Source organism: Bradyrhizobium sp. NBAIM03, assembly GCF_020194055.1.
In the GTDB taxonomy this organism is placed as follows: domain Bacteria; phylum Pseudomonadota; class Alphaproteobacteria; order Rhizobiales; family Xanthobacteraceae; genus Bradyrhizobium; species Bradyrhizobium yuanmingense.
Map to the genome: position 1 here is coordinate 200,402 of NZ_JADYVS010000010.1, position 16,138 is coordinate 216,539.

Sequence of the window (16,138 nt, forward strand, 5' to 3'; positions counted from 1 at the left end):
CTAAAGGGCGACGGCGGACCCGGCAGGCCTTGCTTAAGCTCTTGTAAGCTCTTGGCGCGGCCACGCGAATTTGGCAGAAGGACCGCTGATTTCCCTACAGGATTTTCGTAATGACAGAACCGGTGGCAGCTGAGGTTGGGCGCGATTTCATTCGTGACATCATCCAGGCCGACCTCGATCAGGGCAAATACAAGGAGATTGTGACCCGGTTCCCGCCGGAGCCGAACGGCTACTTGCATATCGGCCACGCCAAGTCGATCGCACTCAACTTCGGCGTCGCCCAGGAGTTTCCGGGCCGCTGCCACCTGCGCTTCGACGACACCAACCCGGTCAAGGAAGAGCAGGAATATATCGATTCAATCCAGGCCGACGTGCGCTGGCTCGGCTTTGACTGGGGCAAGAACCTGTTCTTCGCCTCGGACTATTTCGACCGCCTGTACGAATGGGCGGAGCAGCTGATCCGCGACGGCCTCGCTTATGTCGACGACCAGACCCAGGAGGAGATCCGCCTCTCGCGCGGCACGTTGACCGAGCCCGGCAAGAATTCGCCGTTCCGCGAACGCTCCGTGGAGGAGAACCTCGACCTGTTCCGCCGCATGAAGGCGGGCGAATTCCCCAACGGCGCGCGCGTGCTGCGGGCCAAGATCGACATGGCCGCGGGCAACATCAATCTGCGCGACCCAGTGCTGTACCGCATCCTGCATGCGCACCATCCGCGCACCGGCAACGCATGGTGCATCTACCCGAGCTACGACTATGCCCACGGCCAGTCGGATGCCATCGAAGGCATCACGCATTCGATCTGCACGCTGGAGTTCGAGGACCACCGACCGCTCTACGACTGGTTCATCGAGAAGCTGCCGGTGCCCTCACAGCCGCATCAGTACGAATTCGCGCGGCTGAATCTCACCTATACGCTGCTGTCCAAGCGCGTGCTGACCCAGCTCGTCCGCGACGGCCATGTCGCGGGCTGGGACGATCCGCGCATGCCGACCATGGCGGGCATGCGTCGCCGCGGCGTGCCGCCGGCTGCACTTCGCGAGTTCGTCAAGCGCATCGGCGTCGCCAAAGCCAACAGCGTGGTCGATGTCGGCATGCTGGAGTTCTGCATCCGCGAGGAGCTGAACCGCACGGCGCAGCGGCGCATGGCGGTCTTGAAGCCGCTCAAGGTGGTGATCGAGAATTATCCGGAAGGGCAGACCGAGGAGCTCGAGGCGATCAATCATCCCGACGATCCCTCGGCCGGCACGCGGAAGATCACGTTCGGCCGTGAGCTCTATATCGAGCAGGACGACTTCATGGAGAACCCGCCGAAGAAGTTCTTCCGCCTGTCGCCTGGCAACGAGGTGCGGCTGCGCTATGCCTATTTCGTCAAGTGTACCGGCGTGATCAAGAACGACAAGGGTGAGGTGGTGGAGCTGCGCTGCACCTATGATCCCGCGACCAAGGGCGGCAACGCGCCCGACGGCCGCAAGGTCAAGGCGACCATGCACTGGCTGCCGGCGGCGGCCTCCAAGCCGGCGGAGATCCGCATCTACAACCAGCTGTTCGCCAATCCGAGCCCGGATGCCTCGAACTTCGCGACCGATCTCAACCCGAACTCGCTGGAGATCCTCGCCGATGCGCGGGTCGAGGCGTCCGTTGCGGAGAGCAATTCGACCGAGCCGATGCAGTTCGAGCGCCAGGGCTATTTCGTGCGTGACAAGGACTCGACGCCCGGCAAGCCGGTGTTCTCGCGCACGATCGGTCTGCGCGACACGTTCGCGAAGGAAGTCGCCAAGGGTTGAGAAGGGCTGAGCAGGACATGAGCAGCGAGGCCGACGCCATCGTTTCCGCCATCATCGCGAAATGGTGCGCCGGCTTCGCGGCGCTCGATGCGGCCGCGCTGTCCTCGCTCTATGCGAGGAACGCGTTCTTCTTCGGCTCCAATCCGAAGCTCTATCGCGGCCGAGATGGCGTCGCCGACTATTTCAACGGCCTGCCGCGCTGGGGGAGGCCGAGCGCGACCTTCTCCGACGTGCACGCCGCGCAGGCCGGCCCTGATCTGATCAACATGGCCGCGACCATCACGTTCGATCTCGCGGGCGAGCGGGATGATCTCGTCGTCAAGATGAGCTGGGTCATCATCCGCGAGGACGGCGAGTGGAAGATCGTCAATCACCACGCCTCCTCGCAGGCGCCGCTGATCTAGCAACGGGCGCCAGCCCGGAGAAAAGTAGGGCGCTCTTCGCCTGTTCCCGATCCGTACCGCTATTCGTGCAGCCGCACGGTCCGGTAGCCTCCGCAGCCGTCGCGTATCGTAAGGTGCAGGGGAATGGCGGAGCCGGGCCGGCCAGGACGGTCCCAGGGAGTTGCCGGGACGTGGCCGGTCGGCCGCGCCGCCCCGGCCGGCGGCTTGGCGCCAGCGGGCCTCGGCATCTGGCCGGCGATCATCGAGACGCTGCGCCAATGGGCTCGGGGCGAGGCCGGGCCTGGCCGGCTGTTGCCGTGGGTGCCGGTCGCCTTCGGCGGCGGCATTGCGCTTTATTTCGCCGCCGATCATGAGCCGGTGCTGTGGGTGGTTGCCGCCACAGCCATCGCGCTGATGCTCGGCGCGGTGCTGCTCCGGCGGAGCCGGCTGTTTGCGCCCGCCATCATGCTCGCGGCGGTCGCGGCTGGTTTTGCCGTGGCGACCTGGAAGACCGCGCGTATCGCGCACACCGTTTTGGCAAAACCGCTCTATTCGGTGTCGCTGTCGGGCTTCGTGGAAGCGCGCGACATCCGCGAGCGCACCGACCGTTTCGTGCTGCGCGTCAGCGCGATGGAGGCGCAGCGCAGCGACGTCAAGCTCGAGCGCGTCCGCCTCTCGGTGCGCAAGGGCACGGCGCCTGAGGTTGGCAGCTTCGTGCAGCTGAAGGCGCGGCTGCTCCCGCCGATCTCGCCGGTGCGCCCCGGCAGCTATGATTTCTCGCGCGACATGTTCTTCCAGGGCATCGGCGCCTCCGGCTTCGTGATGGGCGCGATCACGGCGTCCACGCCGCCGGATGCTGGCGGCCTGCGGCTGCGCTACGCGGCCTTCATGCAGGGCCTGCGCGATGCGATCGATGCGCGCATCCGCGCAACGCTCGAAGGCGATAACCGCGCGATTGCGACGGCGCTGCTCACGGGGCGGCGCGATGCGATCACCGCGCCCGTGAACGATGCCATGTTCGTCTCGGGACTCGGCCATGTGCTGTCGATCTCCGGCTATCACATGGCGGTTGTCGCCGGCGTCGTCTTCTTCGCGGTGCGCGCGCTGCTGGCCTTGATCCCGGGGCTGGCGGCCGGCTCTGCCATCAAGAAATGGTCGGCCGCCGCGGCGCTGGTCGCGGCCGCGTTCTACCTGTTGCTGTCGGGCGCGGAGGTTGCGACGCAAAGATCGTTCTTCATGACGGCGGTGGTGCTGATCGCAGTGATGGTCGACCGCCGCGCCATCACCTTCCGCACGCTGGCGGTTGCCGCGCTGATCGTGCTTGCGGTCGCGCCGGAGGCGTTGGTGCATCCAAGCTTCCAGATGTCGTTTGCGGCAACGCTCGGGCTGGTGGCGCTGGTGCAGATCGGCATGCCGAACCTGCTCGCCTCGCCCGATCATTCCGCGACGGCGCGGATCGCGTTGTGGGGCGGCCGCGAGATCGCGATGCTGTTCCTGGCCTCGCTGATCGCGGGGCTCGCGACCACGCCGTACGCCGCCTTCCACTTCCATCGCGTGACCCCATACGGCGTGCTCGCCAATCTCGGCGCCATGCCGGTGGTCTCGGCGCTGGTGATGCCGGCCGGGCTGTTGGGGCTGCTCGCGGCGCCCTTCGGGCTCGACGGCGTGTTCTGGTGGTTGATGGGGATCGGCATCGAGTGGATGGTCCTGGTCGCGCGCTGGGTGGCGGCCCTGCCGGGCGCCGTCGGCCGCATTCCCGCCTTCGGGATCGCGCCGCTGATCGCAGCGAGCCTCGGGCTCATCGTGATGGGCCTGTTGCGCACGCCCTTGCGCTGGTCCGGCGCCCTGGTGCTGCTGGCAGCGATCCTCTGGGGACTGTCGGTGCGGCAGCCCGATATCCTGATTGCCGGGGATGGCGCGAGCGTCGCGATCCGGGGCGGGGATGGGCGCTTGCAGGTGATCCGCGCCAGCAAGGACAGCTTCCTGCTGAAGGAGTGGTTGGCTGCCGATGCCGATCCGCGCGATGCCGGCAACGCCTCGTTGGCGAGTGGGGTGTCGTGTGACGAGACCGGCTGCGTGGCGCCGCTCGCGGACGGACGACTGATCGCGTTGGCGACGCGTATCGACGCGCTGGCCGATGATTGCAGCCGCGCCGCGCTGGTGGTGACGGCGCGGCCTGCGCCACCCGATTGCGCGGCGATGGTGGTCGATCGGGCGGGTCTTGCCAGTCAGGGCGCACTGGCTCTGACGAGACGCGGCGAGGGCTTTTCGGTGCAGGCGGTGAGGACGAGGGGAGCAAGCCGTCCCTGGCTGCCGGCCGGCGCCGGCGAGGGAGATTTCGACGGCAGCCTCGTGCCGAAGGCGGCCGTGCCCCGCAACCGGGACGCAACGCCATCGGAGGCCGACTTGCAGGCCGACGATTGACGCGGATCACAAATACCAGGCCAGCACGGCGTCAAGCCTTCCGTTGCCGATGACCGGCAGGGCCACCATTCGGCTCAGCCCGGCTGCGCAGGCTTCGGAGCCGGCGATCGAGCCGTCACGGGTGAGATCGTCGTTGAGCGCGGGCATGCCGGCGGCCCAGGCGCCGCCAATGCTGCCTTCGCCCCTGGCGATGGACTGCGCCGCATAGCGTGCGGCGAGGTCGGTCTGCGCGCTGCAATCGCCGGCGCGAAAGACCAGCGCCGAACGGTCCTCGTTCGGGACCCAGATCTCGAAGCGTCGTGCAATCGGCGTTGCCTGCGCGGAGAGGAATGTCAGAACCCAGGTCTGGTCGGTACCGGTTCGGTAGGGCACGCCGACGCCGAGATTGATCCCGACCTTGGCGGCGTCCTCCCAGCGCAGGAAACTCTTGGCGTCGTGCAAGTCCTTGATGATCAGCGGCAGGCCCGCCTTCCAGGTGCGTCCGGGCAGGCCGAAGCCGCGCGGAAATCTGGTGTGGCGGGAGTTGAATTCGAACATGTCCGCGGTGCCGTAATAGCCATCGACGAGCCCCATCTCATGCGAGAGATCAGGATCGTTGTGCCAGAGTTCGATCGCGCCGACGTGCGCCTCGTCGTCGCCACAGAACAGCACCAGCACGGCTTGCAGGAATTCGCCCGCGAACACCGGCACCGCCACGCCGCAGGTGAGGCCGGCCGCAGCGGCCTGATCGGTCCGCTTGAAATAGGAGTTGGCGAATTTCGTGAGGATGACGGGGTGGCCACAGGCCCAGGCCTTGCCGGGAAGTCCCTCGTCATATCCGAAGTGCAGCTCTTCGCTGACGGCTTTGAACGCGGACAGCCCATCGTCGTAGAGGCCGCCGCCGAATTCCAGCCGCCTGCGCGTCCGGTCGGGTACCCAAAGTTCAACGACGCGAATGAAGGTCTTCATCGAGCGTGTCCGCCGCCTCAAACCACGACAGCATCGGTCATTTGGCTGCGGAGCGGACGTTCAAAATGCGGGCAGCACGGCCCAAACTTCGTGCGACGACGAGGCGCGGCGGTGGGCTCGCCGATCGAATGTCCTGAAACACAAACTTGCCGGGCTCGCCGGCCTCGGCCGGCGACGGCAATTTCAATCCCGGGCTCGGCCTGTCGGCCGAAGGGCGTCAGCCGATCGGCAGGCGCGTGATCGTGGGCCGCGTGTCGGCGACGATCTGCGGCTTGTGCTCGCGCTCGGGGGCTGGCTGCGTCACCGGCAATTGCAGCACGGTCGCGCGCTGGCCTTCGACGAGCTGCGTCACCAGCACGTATTTGCCGTCGGGGAATTCGATCGCGTCATGATGGCGATCGGGAATGTGCGGGTCGATCTTGCCGAACTTGCCGACGCGAGAGTTCACGGTGCGCGTCCAGATCCAGCGGTTGTCGTAGCGGACATTGTCGGCGAAAGCGAGCTCCGTCCCCGGCAGCAGACAGACCGCGACGGAGGGATCGGCTTCGGAAGCGAAACCGCGCGTCGAGGTGCCGCGGAAGGTTGTCGTGACGATCGTCTCGCCGACTTCGGCGGGGCGCGTCGCGACGGCATGCAGGCTGTAGTCACACATCGGGTGCTCCTCATGCTGGGATAGCGACCCGCGTCTCTTTCGAGGCGCAGGCCTCTATCAGAGTGGAAGCATACAACGCTCTGCTCGGTTATGGGCAAATCTGCGGCTCGCGTCCGCAGCGCGCGATCACATTATCTTTCCCGGATTCGATAGGAACAAACCTCGCGTCCTTGCATTCGGCCGGAGCTATCAGCACTGCCGGCACAACTCTACCGGCGAAGCAGAAATGGCTGCGCGCCTGCGCGGGGGAATGTCGCGCGGGAAGATGGACCGGACAGCCGGCGCGAGAGACCGGCCGGAGCGGGCAAGTATCCGCTCCGATCCTGGATCGACGATGCCGATCGCAGCGCGCGCGGCGCTTGAGACTTCCGTTATCAGTACTTCCGGTAAAGCCCGATCAGCTTGCCCTGGATCTTCACGCGGTTCGGCGGAAGAATGCGGACCTCGTAGGCGGCATTGGCGGGCTCGAGCGCGATCGAGGCGCCGCGGCGGCGGAAGCGCTTGAGCGTGGCCTCCTCGTCGTCGATCAATGCCACCACGATGTCGCCGGTATTTGCGGTCTCGTTGCGCTGGATCAGCGCCATGTCGCCGTCGAGGATGCCGGCCTCGACCATCGAATCGCCGCGCACTTCGAGCGCGTAGTGCTCGCCCGAGCCGAGCATGTCCGGCGGCACGCTGATGGTATGGCTGCGGGTCTGCAGCGCCTCGATCGGCGTGCCGGCGGCGATGCGGCCCATCACGGGCACCGCGACGGGGCGCTCGCCCTCGTCCGCGGGCGGGCTGGAGCTCGCGCGCACCTTGCCGAGATTGCCCTCGATCACGCTCGGGGTGAAGCCACGGCGATTGCCGGCGGCGGCCTGGAGCTCGGGCAGCTTGATCACCTCGATGGCACGGGCGCGGTTGGGCAGGCGGCGAATGAAGCCGCGCTCCTCGAGCGCAGTGATCAGGCGATGGATGCCTGACTTCGAGCGCAGGTCGAGCGCATCCTTCATCTCGTCGAAGGACGGCGGCACGCCGCTTTCCTTCAGACGTTCGCTGATGAACCGCAGAAGCTCGTATTGTTTGCGCGTCAACATCTCGACCAAAGTCCCCCGGTTGATGTCGTTCGATTCCGACACGATGAAGCCGGCACTAAGCCGCTACATCCTCGAAACAAATCATGAACGGACACTATATGTTCGATATGTGTTCCGCAACTGCTTAATTTATGGTGAACGCGGCCAAGCTCGCGGAATGCGTGTGGCTGGGCGGCTCAGACGGGCAGCCGGAGCACCTCGCAAGGCGTGCCGGCCTCGGCCTTCGGCGCGAACGGTGCGCGCACCAGAAGTACCTGTGCCGCAGCGAGATTCGCAAGAAGGGAGGAGTCCTGATGGCTGACCGGAAGGGCGACGCGCGTGCCGTCGTCGCGCTCCTCCAGCCGCGCACGCAGATAGTCCTCGCGCTGGTCGTTGGCGGCGAGATCGCGGCCCAGCACGGCGCGCTCGCGCCGATGATGAATCGCTGAACGGCCCGACAGGGCGCGAATCAAGGGGACCATGAACAGGAAGGCGCACACGTAGGACGACACGGGATTGCCGGGCAGGCCAATCACGCGCATCGCGCCTATCCGACCGTGCATCATCGGCTTGCCCGGCCGGATCGCGATCTTCCAGAACGCCATCGCGATGCCTTCGCCCTTGAGCGCCTGCTGGACCAGGTCGTGGTCGCCGACCGAGGCACCGCCGGTCGTGATCAGGATGTCGGCGCCGCTCTCGCGCGCGCGGCGGATGCCGGCGGACGTCGCCTCCAGTGTATCGGCGGCAATTCCGAGGTCGATGGTCTCGGCGCCCTCGCTGCGGGCGAGCGCATGCAGGGCATAGCCGTTGGAATAGACGATCTGGCCGCGACCAGGCGTGGTGCCCGGCATCACGAGCTCGTCGCCGGTGGCGAGAACGGCAACCCTCGGGCGGCGGATGATGGCGAGATGCGGATGATTCATTCCGGCGGCAAGGGCGAGATCGCGCTCGGTGAGGCGGATTCCCTTGCGCAGCAGCACGTCGCCTTCGCGGAAGTCGACGCCTGCAGGGCGGATGTGCCGGCCGAAAATGGCGGCTTCCTTGATCGTCACATGTTTGCCGTCGGCAGCTGTGTCCTCCTGGATCACGACGGCATCGGCGCCGTCGGGAACGACGCCGCCGGTGAAGATCCGCACGGCTTCGCCGGGGCCGACGCTTCCCGCGAGCGGCCGGCCCGCCGCGACCTCGCCGACGACGGTCAACCTCGAATCGTTTGCCGCGTCGGCCGTGCGCACGGCATAGCCGTCCATCGCCGACATCGCCTCCGGCGGCTGCGTGCGCCGCGCCGCGACATCGCGGGCTAGCACACGATGGTAGGCCTCGTCGAGGCAAACCATCTGTTCAGCCAGCGGCTCGACGCCGGCCAACACCGCGGCAAGCGCGTCAGAAACCGGCATCAGGGCCACGGGCGAACTCCGCAACAAATCAGGACTGGGTCGGCAAGTTCTAGCCGAGCGGAGGAGCTGAAGCAAAAGGCCTCCCTTGCCAGCCAGGAACCACACTTCCTTTTGGTCTCGACCCGGCTTATCTTCTGCCAATGACAGAACTGCTCGAAAAGGCGCTGAAGGCCGTGCGGCGGCTTCCTGCGGATAGCCAGGACGAGATTGCACGCGCCATGTTGGCGTTGAGCGACGCCGGAGAGGAGGCTGAGGAAGTCGATCCCGGTCATCTTGCGGCGGTCCTCGAGGGGCTCACGCAGGCGAACCTCCGGCAATTTGCGTCTGACGCCGAGATCGAAGCCGCCTTTCGCCGCTTCGAGCGATGAAGCTCAGATTTACGCAACGCGCGGCCAAGGATCTGATTGAGATTGCCGATTATGTTAGGGAGCACAGCCCCAAAGGCGCATTGCGCGTGCGCGCTGCGATCCTTGAATCCCTTCGAGATCTTGTTCGCTTTCCGCAACTTGGACGACGGCAGGAGGTCGAGGGCGTGCGCAAGCTGGTAACGCGGCGGTACCGTTACCTGGTTTACTACCGGCTGGAGGTAGAGGCCGGCGAAATCGTCGTTCTTGCGATCAAGCATCCCGCACAGGAACGCGAGCACTCTGACGTCTGAGCGGGCTCAACTCCGCCGCGGCATGATGCGGAAGGCGAGACAGACCGGAACGAGGATTGCCATGGCAAGGACGAGAATGACGAGCGCCACGGCCAACATCGTTCAACGCCCCGTCGGATCGCCCGGACTGATGTCCGCGACGTCGGGCGGCTTGGGACCCTGATCCTTGTCCGGCAGCGGGTCCGCCTGGGATTTTAGGTCGGCGGCCTTGCTGATCAGCTTGGCGGAGAGGTCAGAATCCGAGGTGGTTCTGGCGAATTCGAGCAGGAGAGAGGCTTGCTTGGTGAGATAGGTCTTGCCCAGCACGTCGATCAGTCCAATGTAGAAGTCCCAACGGACTCATGAGTCCGAAGGGTGGTGTTCCGTTCCCGGAACTCTGTATAAAAGTGATCAGGTTCCACATTTTCAGCAGTTTTTGTTCCGGCAAGTGAGCGCGCTCCGGGCTTTCCCGCGGCTCAGATCCCCAGTGCTTTCAATGCGTTCCCGACATCACGCGGCGAGATGACATGCACGGCGGTCAAGCCGCGCGCCCGTGCTCCCTCGATGTTCTCGGCGAGGTCATCGAAGAACACGATGCGCTCGGCCGGCACGCCGATCGCCGCCACGACATGGTCGAAGGCCTCGGCATCCGGTTTGCGCAGGCCGATGCTGGAGGACAGATACAGCTCGCGGAAATGGCCGAGCAGACCGGCATATTCCTTCGAGAAATGGTCGACGTGCGGCCGATTGGTGTTGGAGAAGGCGTAGAGCGGCATCTGCTTCGCCGCGCGCGGCAGCAGCTCGGCGATATCAGGCATCTCGCCGGCGAAAATCGCGTTCCAGCCTTCCAGGAATTGCGCATCCGAGATGCCGATCCCGAGCGAGGACCGCAGCGAGGCGAAATAGTCCGCATCGCTGATCTTGCCCATCTCGTGCAACCGGTAGGCGTCGTCGCGCACATAGCGCGCGATGATGGCCTCGGGCTGGCAGCCGGCATGTCCCGCCCAGCAGGCGATCGCCTTGGAGAAGTCGATGTCGAGCACAACGCGCCCGAGGTCGAACAGCAGCGCATCCGCGCTGCCGGGAGAGAGCGATGTCATTGCGTCCTTCACTTCGGTATGGCGCGTCAGTAACGATAGGGCTCGTGGTCGAACAGCGGGAACGCGCTGAACACGCTGGGCGCGTTGGTGGCGGCCGCCGGATGCAGGCAGGATTTGTCGAGCTCGGCGAATGAGGTGGCGCCCAGGAGGCCGAGGCAGCGCAGCACCTCGTCTTCGAGCAACTCCAGCATCCGCGCGACGCCGGCTTCGCCGGCTGCCGCCAGCGCCCAGCATTGCAGCCGGCCGATGCCGACGAGGTCGGCGCCCGCCGCGATCGCCTTGACGATGTCGGTGCCGCGGCAAAAGCCGCCGTCGACCATGATCCTGGCGCGGCCCTTCACGGCGTCGACGATCTCCGGCAGCACGTGCATGGCGCCGCGGCCGTGGTCGAGCTGGCGTCCGCCATGGTTGGAGACGTAGATCCACTCGACGCCGTGATCGAGCGCGATCTGCGCATCCTCGGCCGTGGCGATACCCTTGAGGATCAGCGGAATTTTGAACGTGTCCTTGATCATCTTCACGGTCCGCCACTCCAGGCCCTTCTGGAAATCGCCGCCGGTGGCGCGCAGGCGGCTCTCGCGAACGTAGCGCTTGGCGATGTCACGTTCACGACGGCTGTAATGGGCGGTGTCGACGGTCAGGCAGAAGGCGGCATAGGCGTTCTTCTCGGCCCGGCTGACGACGTCGGCGACGAAGGCATCGTCGCCGCGGACATAGAGTTGATAGAGACGCAGTGCATCGGGGGCAGCCTCGGCGGTCGTCTCGAGGCCGGGCTCGGACACCGAGCTCAGCATGTGCGCCGCGCCGAACCCGCCCGCAGCGCGCGCGACGCTCGCCGCGCCATCCGGATCGAAGATCTCGAGTGCGCCGACGGGAGCCAGCACCACCGGCAGACGCAGCTTGCGGCCGAACTGCTCGACGCTGCCATCGATCCTGCGCACGTCGCGCAGCACGCGCGGGCGGAAGGCGATCTCGTCGAGCGCCATGCGGTTGCGCCGCATCGTGGTCTCGGTCTCGGCGGCGCCGATGATGTAGTCCCAGGCATTCTGGTTGAGGTTGGCGCGCGCCTTCCGGATGAACTCGTGCAGGTTCTGGAACGGCTCGTCGCTGGCGCCGAGCTCGACGTTCCGTTCCGGCCGGATGCGGGGCGCTTCATTCATTGTTGTCCTCCCGAGAATTTGAAGTCTTGTCGCCATCGCCTATCGCGTCCGGCCCTCCAAAACCATCCTAAAATCGCATAGCTGCGAAGCGTGGGCGGCCCGGACCGGTGTCGTGTTGCTTGGAAACAGTTTCGGAACGTTGCCAAAAGTTTAGGCCAAGGCGAAGGGATTTCTTCGGTGTACCCGCCAGCGCGGCATCCCGGCCTTGAAGAAACCAGAATGGTATTGTGAGAGATGGACTGGATCGCCATTTGCATGGCGTCTCCCAGCCTCAAGAGAAACGCCAAGCACAAAAGGCACCTTCATGCGGAAAACCCTGCTGTTCCCCCTGGGCACGCTCACGGGAGCGTGCCTGACCCTTCTGGTAGCCAGCCCGCAGGGCGGCGTATGGGCAGCGCGGGCGGCAGTGAGTGCGGGTGATGCTTATTCCCAGCTCAATCTGTTCGGCGCGGTGTTCGAGCGGGTCAAGGCCAGCTATGTCGAGAAGCCGGACAATGCCAAGCTGATCGAGGGGGCGATCACCGGCATGGTGACCTCGCTCGACCCGCATTCGCGCTACATGAACGCCAAGGCCTGGACCGAGATGCAGGAGACCACCTCCGGCGAGTTCGGCGGGCTCGGCATCGAGGTCACGATGGAGGATGGCCTCGTCAAGGTCGTCTCGCCGATCGACGACACGCCGGCTTCGAAGGCCGGCATCATGTCCGGCGACCTCATCGGCAAGATCGACGGCGAGGCCGTGCAGGGCATGACGCTCGAGCAGGCGGTCAACAAGATGAAGGGACCGGTCGACACCAAGACCAAGCTGACCATCATCCGCAAGGGTGCGGATGCGCCGCTCGAGGTTGCGATCACGCGCGAGATCATCCATGTGCGTCCGGTGCGCTTCCGCGTCGAGAACGGCGACATCGGCTATATCCGCATCACCTCGTTCAACGAGCAGACCGCCGACGGCCTGAAGAAGGCGATCGCCTCGGTCTCCAAGCAGGTCCCGCCGGAGAAGCTCGCCGGCTACGTGGTTGATCTGCGCAACAATCCGGGCGGCCTGCTCGACCAGGCCGTGTCGGTGTCGAGCGCCTTCTTGCAGCGCGGCGAGGTCGTTTCGACCCGCGGCCGCAGTCCGGAAGAAACCCAGCGCTTCACCGCCCATGGCGGCGACCTCACCAAAGGCAAGCCGATCGTGGTGCTGATCAACGGCGGCTCGGCCTCGGCCTCGGAGATCGTTGCCGGTGCGCTGCACGACCACAAGCGCGCGACGTTGATCGGCACGCGATCGTTTGGTAAGGGCTCGGTGCAGACCATCATTCCGCTCGGCTCCGGCAATGGCGCGCTGGCGCTGACCACGGCGCGCTACTACACGCCGTCGGGCCGCTCGATCCAGGCCCAGGGCATCGCGCCCGACATCGAGATCCTCCAGGACGTGCCGCCCGAGCTGAAGGGGCGGATGGACACCATGGCGGAATCCCAGATGCGCGGGCATCTGTCGGCCGACGGCACCGAGCAGACCGGATCGCAGTCCTACGTTCCGCCGGAAGAGAAGGACGACAAGGCTCTGCACGCAGCCTACGACTTCCTCCACGGCGTTACGGCAAATGCGGTCGCCGCCAAGCGCGCGACGAAGGCTGCAGTGCCGAACTAGATCTTACGACGTTCCGGATCATGTTTCGCCCGGGAGCGGAGGACCGCTTCCGGGCGATTTCGTTTGCAGCGCCGTTTCGACCTAACCGACCTCGCGGCGGCGGCTCTCGCTGCCTTCGCGCCGGGCGAGCCGGCTGCGGTGCAGTGCGAACAGCTCCAGCATCTTGTCGGCGGGTTTGGCGGCGCTGAACAAATAGCCCTGCATCTCGGAGCAGCCGAGCGTGCGCAGCAGGCGCTGCTGCTCCTCGGTCTCGACACCCTCGGCCGTCGTGGTCATGCGACGGGCGGCCGCCAGGTTGACGACGGCTTGAACGATGCTGGCGGAGCCGTCGGGACGGGCGATGTCCTCGACGAAGCAGCGGTCGATCTTGATCTTGTCGAACGGGAAGCGGTGCAGATAGCTCAGCGACGAGTAGCCGGTGCCGAAATCGTCGAGCGCGATGCGCACGCCGATGGCGCGGAGCTGGTGCAGGATGGCAAGCGCGGCATCGTCGTCGCGGATCAGGACTGCCTCGGTGATCTCGAGCTCGAGCCGGCTCGCCGGCAGGTTCGACGCGGCGAGCGCCGCCATAATCTTCAGCGCCAGCGTGCCGCTCTTGAACTGCACCGGCGAGACGTTGACGGCGAGGCGGATGTCGTCGGGCCAGCTTGCCGCGTCCCGGCACGCGGTCGCCAGCACCCATTCGCCGATCTCGTTGATCAGGCCGGTGTCTTCGGCGATCGGGATGAAATCCGCCGGCGAGACCCAGCCGCGCTCGGGATGGCGCCAGCGCACCAACGCCTCGCAGCCGGTGATGCGGTCGTCCTTCAGGCCGAGGCAGGGCTGGTAATACACCTCGAGCCCGCCTTCGCGATCTCCTTGCGCGATGGCGTGGCGCAGGTCGCCCTCGAGGTCGCGGCGTTCGCGGACCTTGGCGTCCATGTCCGGCTCGAAGAAGCGGTAGGTGCGGCGCCCGGCGGACTTGGCCGCGTACATTGCCATGTCCGCGTTCTTCAGGATCTGGTCGAGCGCCGTGCCGTGTTCCGGCGCGAGCGCGATACCGATGCTGGCGTCGCTGGTGAGATGATGGCCCATGCAGTCGACCGGCGTGCGGATGGTTTCGAAGACACGCGCGACGAGCTCGTTGACCTGATCCAACGACGTCACGGCGCCTTGCACGATGGCGAATTCGTCGCCGCCGAGGCGCGCCACGAAGTCCGCCGGGCCGGCACAGCGGCGGAGGTTCGTCGCGATCGATTTCAACAGCTCGTCGCCGACCAGATGGCCGAGCGCGTCGTTGACGCCCTTGAACTCGTCGATATCGATGTAGTGCACCGCGGTCTGCTCGCCGTCGCGCGCCGTGGCCAGCTCCTGCCGCAGATGCTCGTGGAACATAGCGCGGTTGGGCAGGTCAGTCAGTGCGTCGTAATGGGCGAGGTGGGTGATGCGCTCCTCGATGCGCCGGCGCTCCGTGATGTCCTCGTGGGTCGCCACCCAGCCGCCATCCGCGAGCGGCTCGTTGAGGATGTGGATCGAGCGGCCGTCGGCGGTATCGACCACCATGGAGTTGCGGAGATGAATGTCCTTCAGGACGCGCGCGGCGTAGGCATCGACGTCGCCGGTAAACGAGCCGGTCGTCTTGCGATGGGCGATGATGTCGCGAAAGCTGCAGCCGGGCTTCACGATCTCGGCCGACAAGCCGTACATCTCGATGTAGCGCTGATTGCAGACCACGAGCCGCTGCTCGGAATCGAACAGCAACAGGCCCTGCGTCATGTTGTTGACGGCGCGGTCGAGCCGCTGCTTCTCCAGCGTCAGCTGTTCGCGCGAAAGGCGGTGCTGCTCCAGCAGCTTGCGCACGACGGCAATCAGCACGCCTGCGATCGCGAGCGCGGAAGAGGCTGCGATCGAGATCAGAATGCCGATCTGCTCGCGCCAGTCAGCCAAGGCCGCTGCGCGCGTCGTGGTGACCATCACCAGGATCGGGAAATGGGGCAGGGCACGGGAGGAGATCAGCCGGTCCTCGCCGTCGACGGGGCTGTTGAAGCGGCCGGCGAAATGATCGAGCCCGAACACCCTTTGATGCTCGAACGGTCCGGTCTTGAAGTTTCGCCCCATCAATTCGCCGGACTGCGGGTAGCGGGCGAGCAGTGTGCCGTCGCGATGCAGCATCGAGATCGTCGCGCCTTCGCCGAGCACCACGGAGGCGAAGAACTTCTCGAAATTGGCAGGTTCGATCCCGCGTCCGACCACGCCGAGGAACTCGCCGCGTGGCCCGACGACCCTCCGGGCCACCAGAATGGTCCACGCGCCGGAGATGCGGCTGTGCAGCGGCTCGATCAGGACATCAGGCGCATAGGGATCGTACTTGAAGGTGCGGAAGTAGGCGCGATCGGCGACATTCACCTTGGGCGTCGGCCATGCGGTCGACGAATTGATCAGATTGCCTTCGGCATCGATGATGTTGAGGCCGCCCATATAGGGCAGCGCCTCGATCTTCGACCGCAGCATCCGGTGCACGTCCTCGCCCGAGAGGCGCTTGCGATACTCCTCTCCGGAGGTAATTCCGGTGGTGCGGACGTAGTCGACGAAACCCTTCTGGATGACGGCGAAATCCTGCAATTGCTGATCGAAATGATGAGCAAGCAGCAGCACGGTGTTTTCCAGCTCGCGACCGGAATTGCGCAGCGCCCGCTCCCGGAAGTTCTGCGCCATCAGGACCGAGCCTATGGCGATGGCCGCGATCAGCAGCGTGCCGCCAACCACAAGCCAGCGGATCGGGCCGCTGCGCACGAAGACCTGGTCAAAGAGACGACTGCCGAGTTTCATCTTCATGCTGGATTCGTTGCCGCGCACACGTCAGGATCAATTCAGGACCCCGAGAACATCCGTTGGTTTACGGTGACGGTGTGGAAGCAAAGTTAGGAAGCGCGGTTAACGAGACGTGAATATCCGCGCGCAAAAGCAATCCATGCGC

The 16,138-nt window shown here is 65.6% G+C and carries 14 protein-coding genes; 6 read left to right on the forward strand and 8 right to left on the reverse strand.

Annotated elements, in window-relative coordinates:
* Positions 1–110: 110 nt before the first annotated feature.
* The 3 genes from I6F21_RS17830 (at position 111) to I6F21_RS17840 (ending at position 4,594) form a co-directional block, all read left to right on the forward strand.
* Positions 111–1,787 carry a glutamine--tRNA ligase/YqeY domain fusion protein gene (locus I6F21_RS17830; RefSeq protein ID WP_036009979.1) on the forward strand — a complete coding sequence of 559 codons (1,677 nt, stop codon included), beginning with the start codon at positions 111–113 and terminating at the stop codon, positions 1,785–1,787.
* 17 nt (positions 1,788–1,804) lie between these two features.
* On the forward strand, positions 1,805–2,191 hold the full coding sequence (locus I6F21_RS17835; protein WP_225140024.1) for a nuclear transport factor 2 family protein: 387 nt from the start codon (positions 1,805–1,807) through the stop codon (positions 2,189–2,191).
* Positions 2,192–2,314: 123 nt separating this feature from the next.
* A complete protein-coding gene (locus tag I6F21_RS17840) occupies positions 2,315–4,594 on the forward strand; it encodes a ComEC/Rec2 family competence protein (protein ID WP_225156902.1) in 2,280 nt (759 codons plus the stop codon).
* Positions 4,595–4,600: 6 nt separating this feature from the next.
* Here I6F21_RS17840 and I6F21_RS17845 read toward each other — a convergent pair whose 3' ends face one another.
* The 4 genes from I6F21_RS17845 to glp all read right to left on the reverse strand — a co-directional run bounded on the left by I6F21_RS17845 (position 4,601) and on the right by glp (position 8,655).
* On the reverse strand, positions 4,601–5,542 hold the full coding sequence (locus I6F21_RS17845) for a GAF domain-containing protein (protein WP_225140022.1): 942 nt from the start codon (positions 5,540–5,542) through the stop codon (positions 4,601–4,603).
* 217 nt (positions 5,543–5,759) lie between these two features.
* Positions 5,760–6,194 carry a hypothetical protein gene (locus tag I6F21_RS17850; protein WP_025036527.1) on the reverse strand — a complete coding sequence of 145 codons (435 nt, stop codon included), beginning with the start codon at positions 6,192–6,194 and terminating at the stop codon, positions 5,760–5,762.
* Positions 6,195–6,568: 374 nt separating this feature from the next.
* Positions 6,569–7,270, reverse strand: coding sequence for a transcriptional repressor LexA (gene lexA, locus I6F21_RS17855; RefSeq protein ID WP_036009965.1), 702 nt, complete (start codon positions 7,268–7,270; stop codon positions 6,569–6,571).
* Between the two features lie 176 nt (positions 7,271–7,446).
* Complete coding sequence (gene glp / locus I6F21_RS17860; RefSeq protein ID WP_225140021.1) at positions 7,447–8,655, reverse strand: gephyrin-like molybdotransferase Glp; 1,209 nt, start codon at positions 8,653–8,655, stop codon at positions 7,447–7,449.
* 131 nt (positions 8,656–8,786) lie between these two features.
* Between glp and I6F21_RS17865 the strand changes: the two genes are divergently transcribed.
* Positions 8,787–9,014: a hypothetical protein gene (locus I6F21_RS17865; RefSeq protein WP_109143629.1), complete on the forward strand. Its 228-nt coding sequence runs from the start codon at positions 8,787–8,789 to the stop codon at positions 9,012–9,014.
* Positions 9,011–9,304 carry a type II toxin-antitoxin system RelE/ParE family toxin gene (locus tag I6F21_RS17870; protein ID WP_109143630.1) on the forward strand — a complete coding sequence of 98 codons (294 nt, stop codon included), beginning with the start codon at positions 9,011–9,013 and terminating at the stop codon, positions 9,302–9,304. Before I6F21_RS17865 ends, I6F21_RS17870 begins: the two co-directional genes overlap by 4 nt.
* A 102-nt stretch (positions 9,305–9,406) precedes the next feature.
* On the opposite strand, the gene I6F21_RS17875 is transcribed toward I6F21_RS17870, so the two are convergent.
* The 3 genes from I6F21_RS17875 to I6F21_RS17885 all read right to left on the reverse strand — a co-directional run bounded on the left by I6F21_RS17875 (position 9,407) and on the right by I6F21_RS17885 (position 11,543).
* Positions 9,407–9,610: a hypothetical protein gene (locus I6F21_RS17875; RefSeq protein ID WP_036009959.1), complete on the reverse strand. Its 204-nt coding sequence runs from the start codon at positions 9,608–9,610 to the stop codon at positions 9,407–9,409.
* A 149-nt stretch (positions 9,611–9,759) separates the two neighbouring features.
* Positions 9,760–10,383, reverse strand: a complete 624-nt coding sequence (locus tag I6F21_RS17880; protein WP_225140020.1) for an HAD family phosphatase — start codon at positions 10,381–10,383, stop codon at positions 9,760–9,762.
* A gap of 26 nt (positions 10,384–10,409) precedes the next feature.
* Positions 10,410–11,543 carry an alpha-hydroxy acid oxidase gene (locus tag I6F21_RS17885; protein WP_225140019.1) on the reverse strand — a complete coding sequence of 378 codons (1,134 nt, stop codon included), beginning with the start codon at positions 11,541–11,543 and terminating at the stop codon, positions 10,410–10,412.
* Between the two features lie 304 nt (positions 11,544–11,847).
* On the opposite strand from I6F21_RS17885, the gene I6F21_RS17890 reads away from it, so the two are divergent.
* Positions 11,848–13,182: a S41 family peptidase gene (locus tag I6F21_RS17890; protein ID WP_225125221.1), complete on the forward strand. Its 1,335-nt coding sequence runs from the start codon at positions 11,848–11,850 to the stop codon at positions 13,180–13,182.
* A gap of 81 nt (positions 13,183–13,263) precedes the next feature.
* Here the strand turns inward: I6F21_RS17890 and I6F21_RS17895 are convergent, their stop codons facing one another.
* Positions 13,264–15,996 (reverse strand): EAL domain-containing protein, encoded by a 2,733-nt coding sequence (locus I6F21_RS17895; protein WP_225140018.1) that lies wholly within the window; start codon positions 15,994–15,996, stop codon positions 13,264–13,266.
* Positions 15,997–16,138 lie beyond the last annotated feature (142 nt).

What these genes read in the sequence shown, in the direction of transcription:
- I6F21_RS17880 (WP_225140020.1), bottom strand. Translation starts at nt 10,383, where the DNA reads ATGACATCGCTCTCTCCCGGCAGCGCGGATGCGCTGCTGTTCGACCTC.
- lexA (WP_036009965.1), bottom strand. Translation starts at nt 7,270, where the DNA reads ATGTTGACGCGCAAACAATACGAGCTTCTGCGGTTCATCAGCGAACGT.
- I6F21_RS17890 (WP_225125221.1), top strand. Translation starts at nt 11,848, where the DNA reads ATGCGGAAAACCCTGCTGTTCCCCCTGGGCACGCTCACGGGAGCGTGC.
- I6F21_RS17870 (WP_109143630.1), top strand. Translation starts at nt 9,011, where the DNA reads ATGAAGCTCAGATTTACGCAACGCGCGGCCAAGGATCTGATTGAGATT.
- I6F21_RS17895 (WP_225140018.1), bottom strand. Translation starts at nt 15,996, where the DNA reads ATGAAGATGAAACTCGGCAGTCGTCTCTTTGACCAGGTCTTCGTGCGC.
- I6F21_RS17830 (WP_036009979.1), top strand. Translation starts at nt 111, where the DNA reads ATGACAGAACCGGTGGCAGCTGAGGTTGGGCGCGATTTCATTCGTGAC.
- I6F21_RS17845 (WP_225140022.1), bottom strand. Translation starts at nt 5,542, where the DNA reads ATGAAGACCTTCATTCGCGTCGTTGAACTTTGGGTACCCGACCGGACG.
- I6F21_RS17835 (WP_225140024.1), top strand. Translation starts at nt 1,805, where the DNA reads ATGAGCAGCGAGGCCGACGCCATCGTTTCCGCCATCATCGCGAAATGG.
- I6F21_RS17840 (WP_225156902.1), top strand. Translation starts at nt 2,315, where the DNA reads ATGGCGGAGCCGGGCCGGCCAGGACGGTCCCAGGGAGTTGCCGGGACG.
- I6F21_RS17885 (WP_225140019.1), bottom strand. Translation starts at nt 11,543, where the DNA reads ATGAATGAAGCGCCCCGCATCCGGCCGGAACGGAACGTCGAGCTCGGC.
- I6F21_RS17865 (WP_109143629.1), top strand. Translation starts at nt 8,787, where the DNA reads ATGACAGAACTGCTCGAAAAGGCGCTGAAGGCCGTGCGGCGGCTTCCT.
- I6F21_RS17850 (WP_025036527.1), bottom strand. Translation starts at nt 6,194, where the DNA reads ATGTGTGACTACAGCCTGCATGCCGTCGCGACGCGCCCCGCCGAAGTC.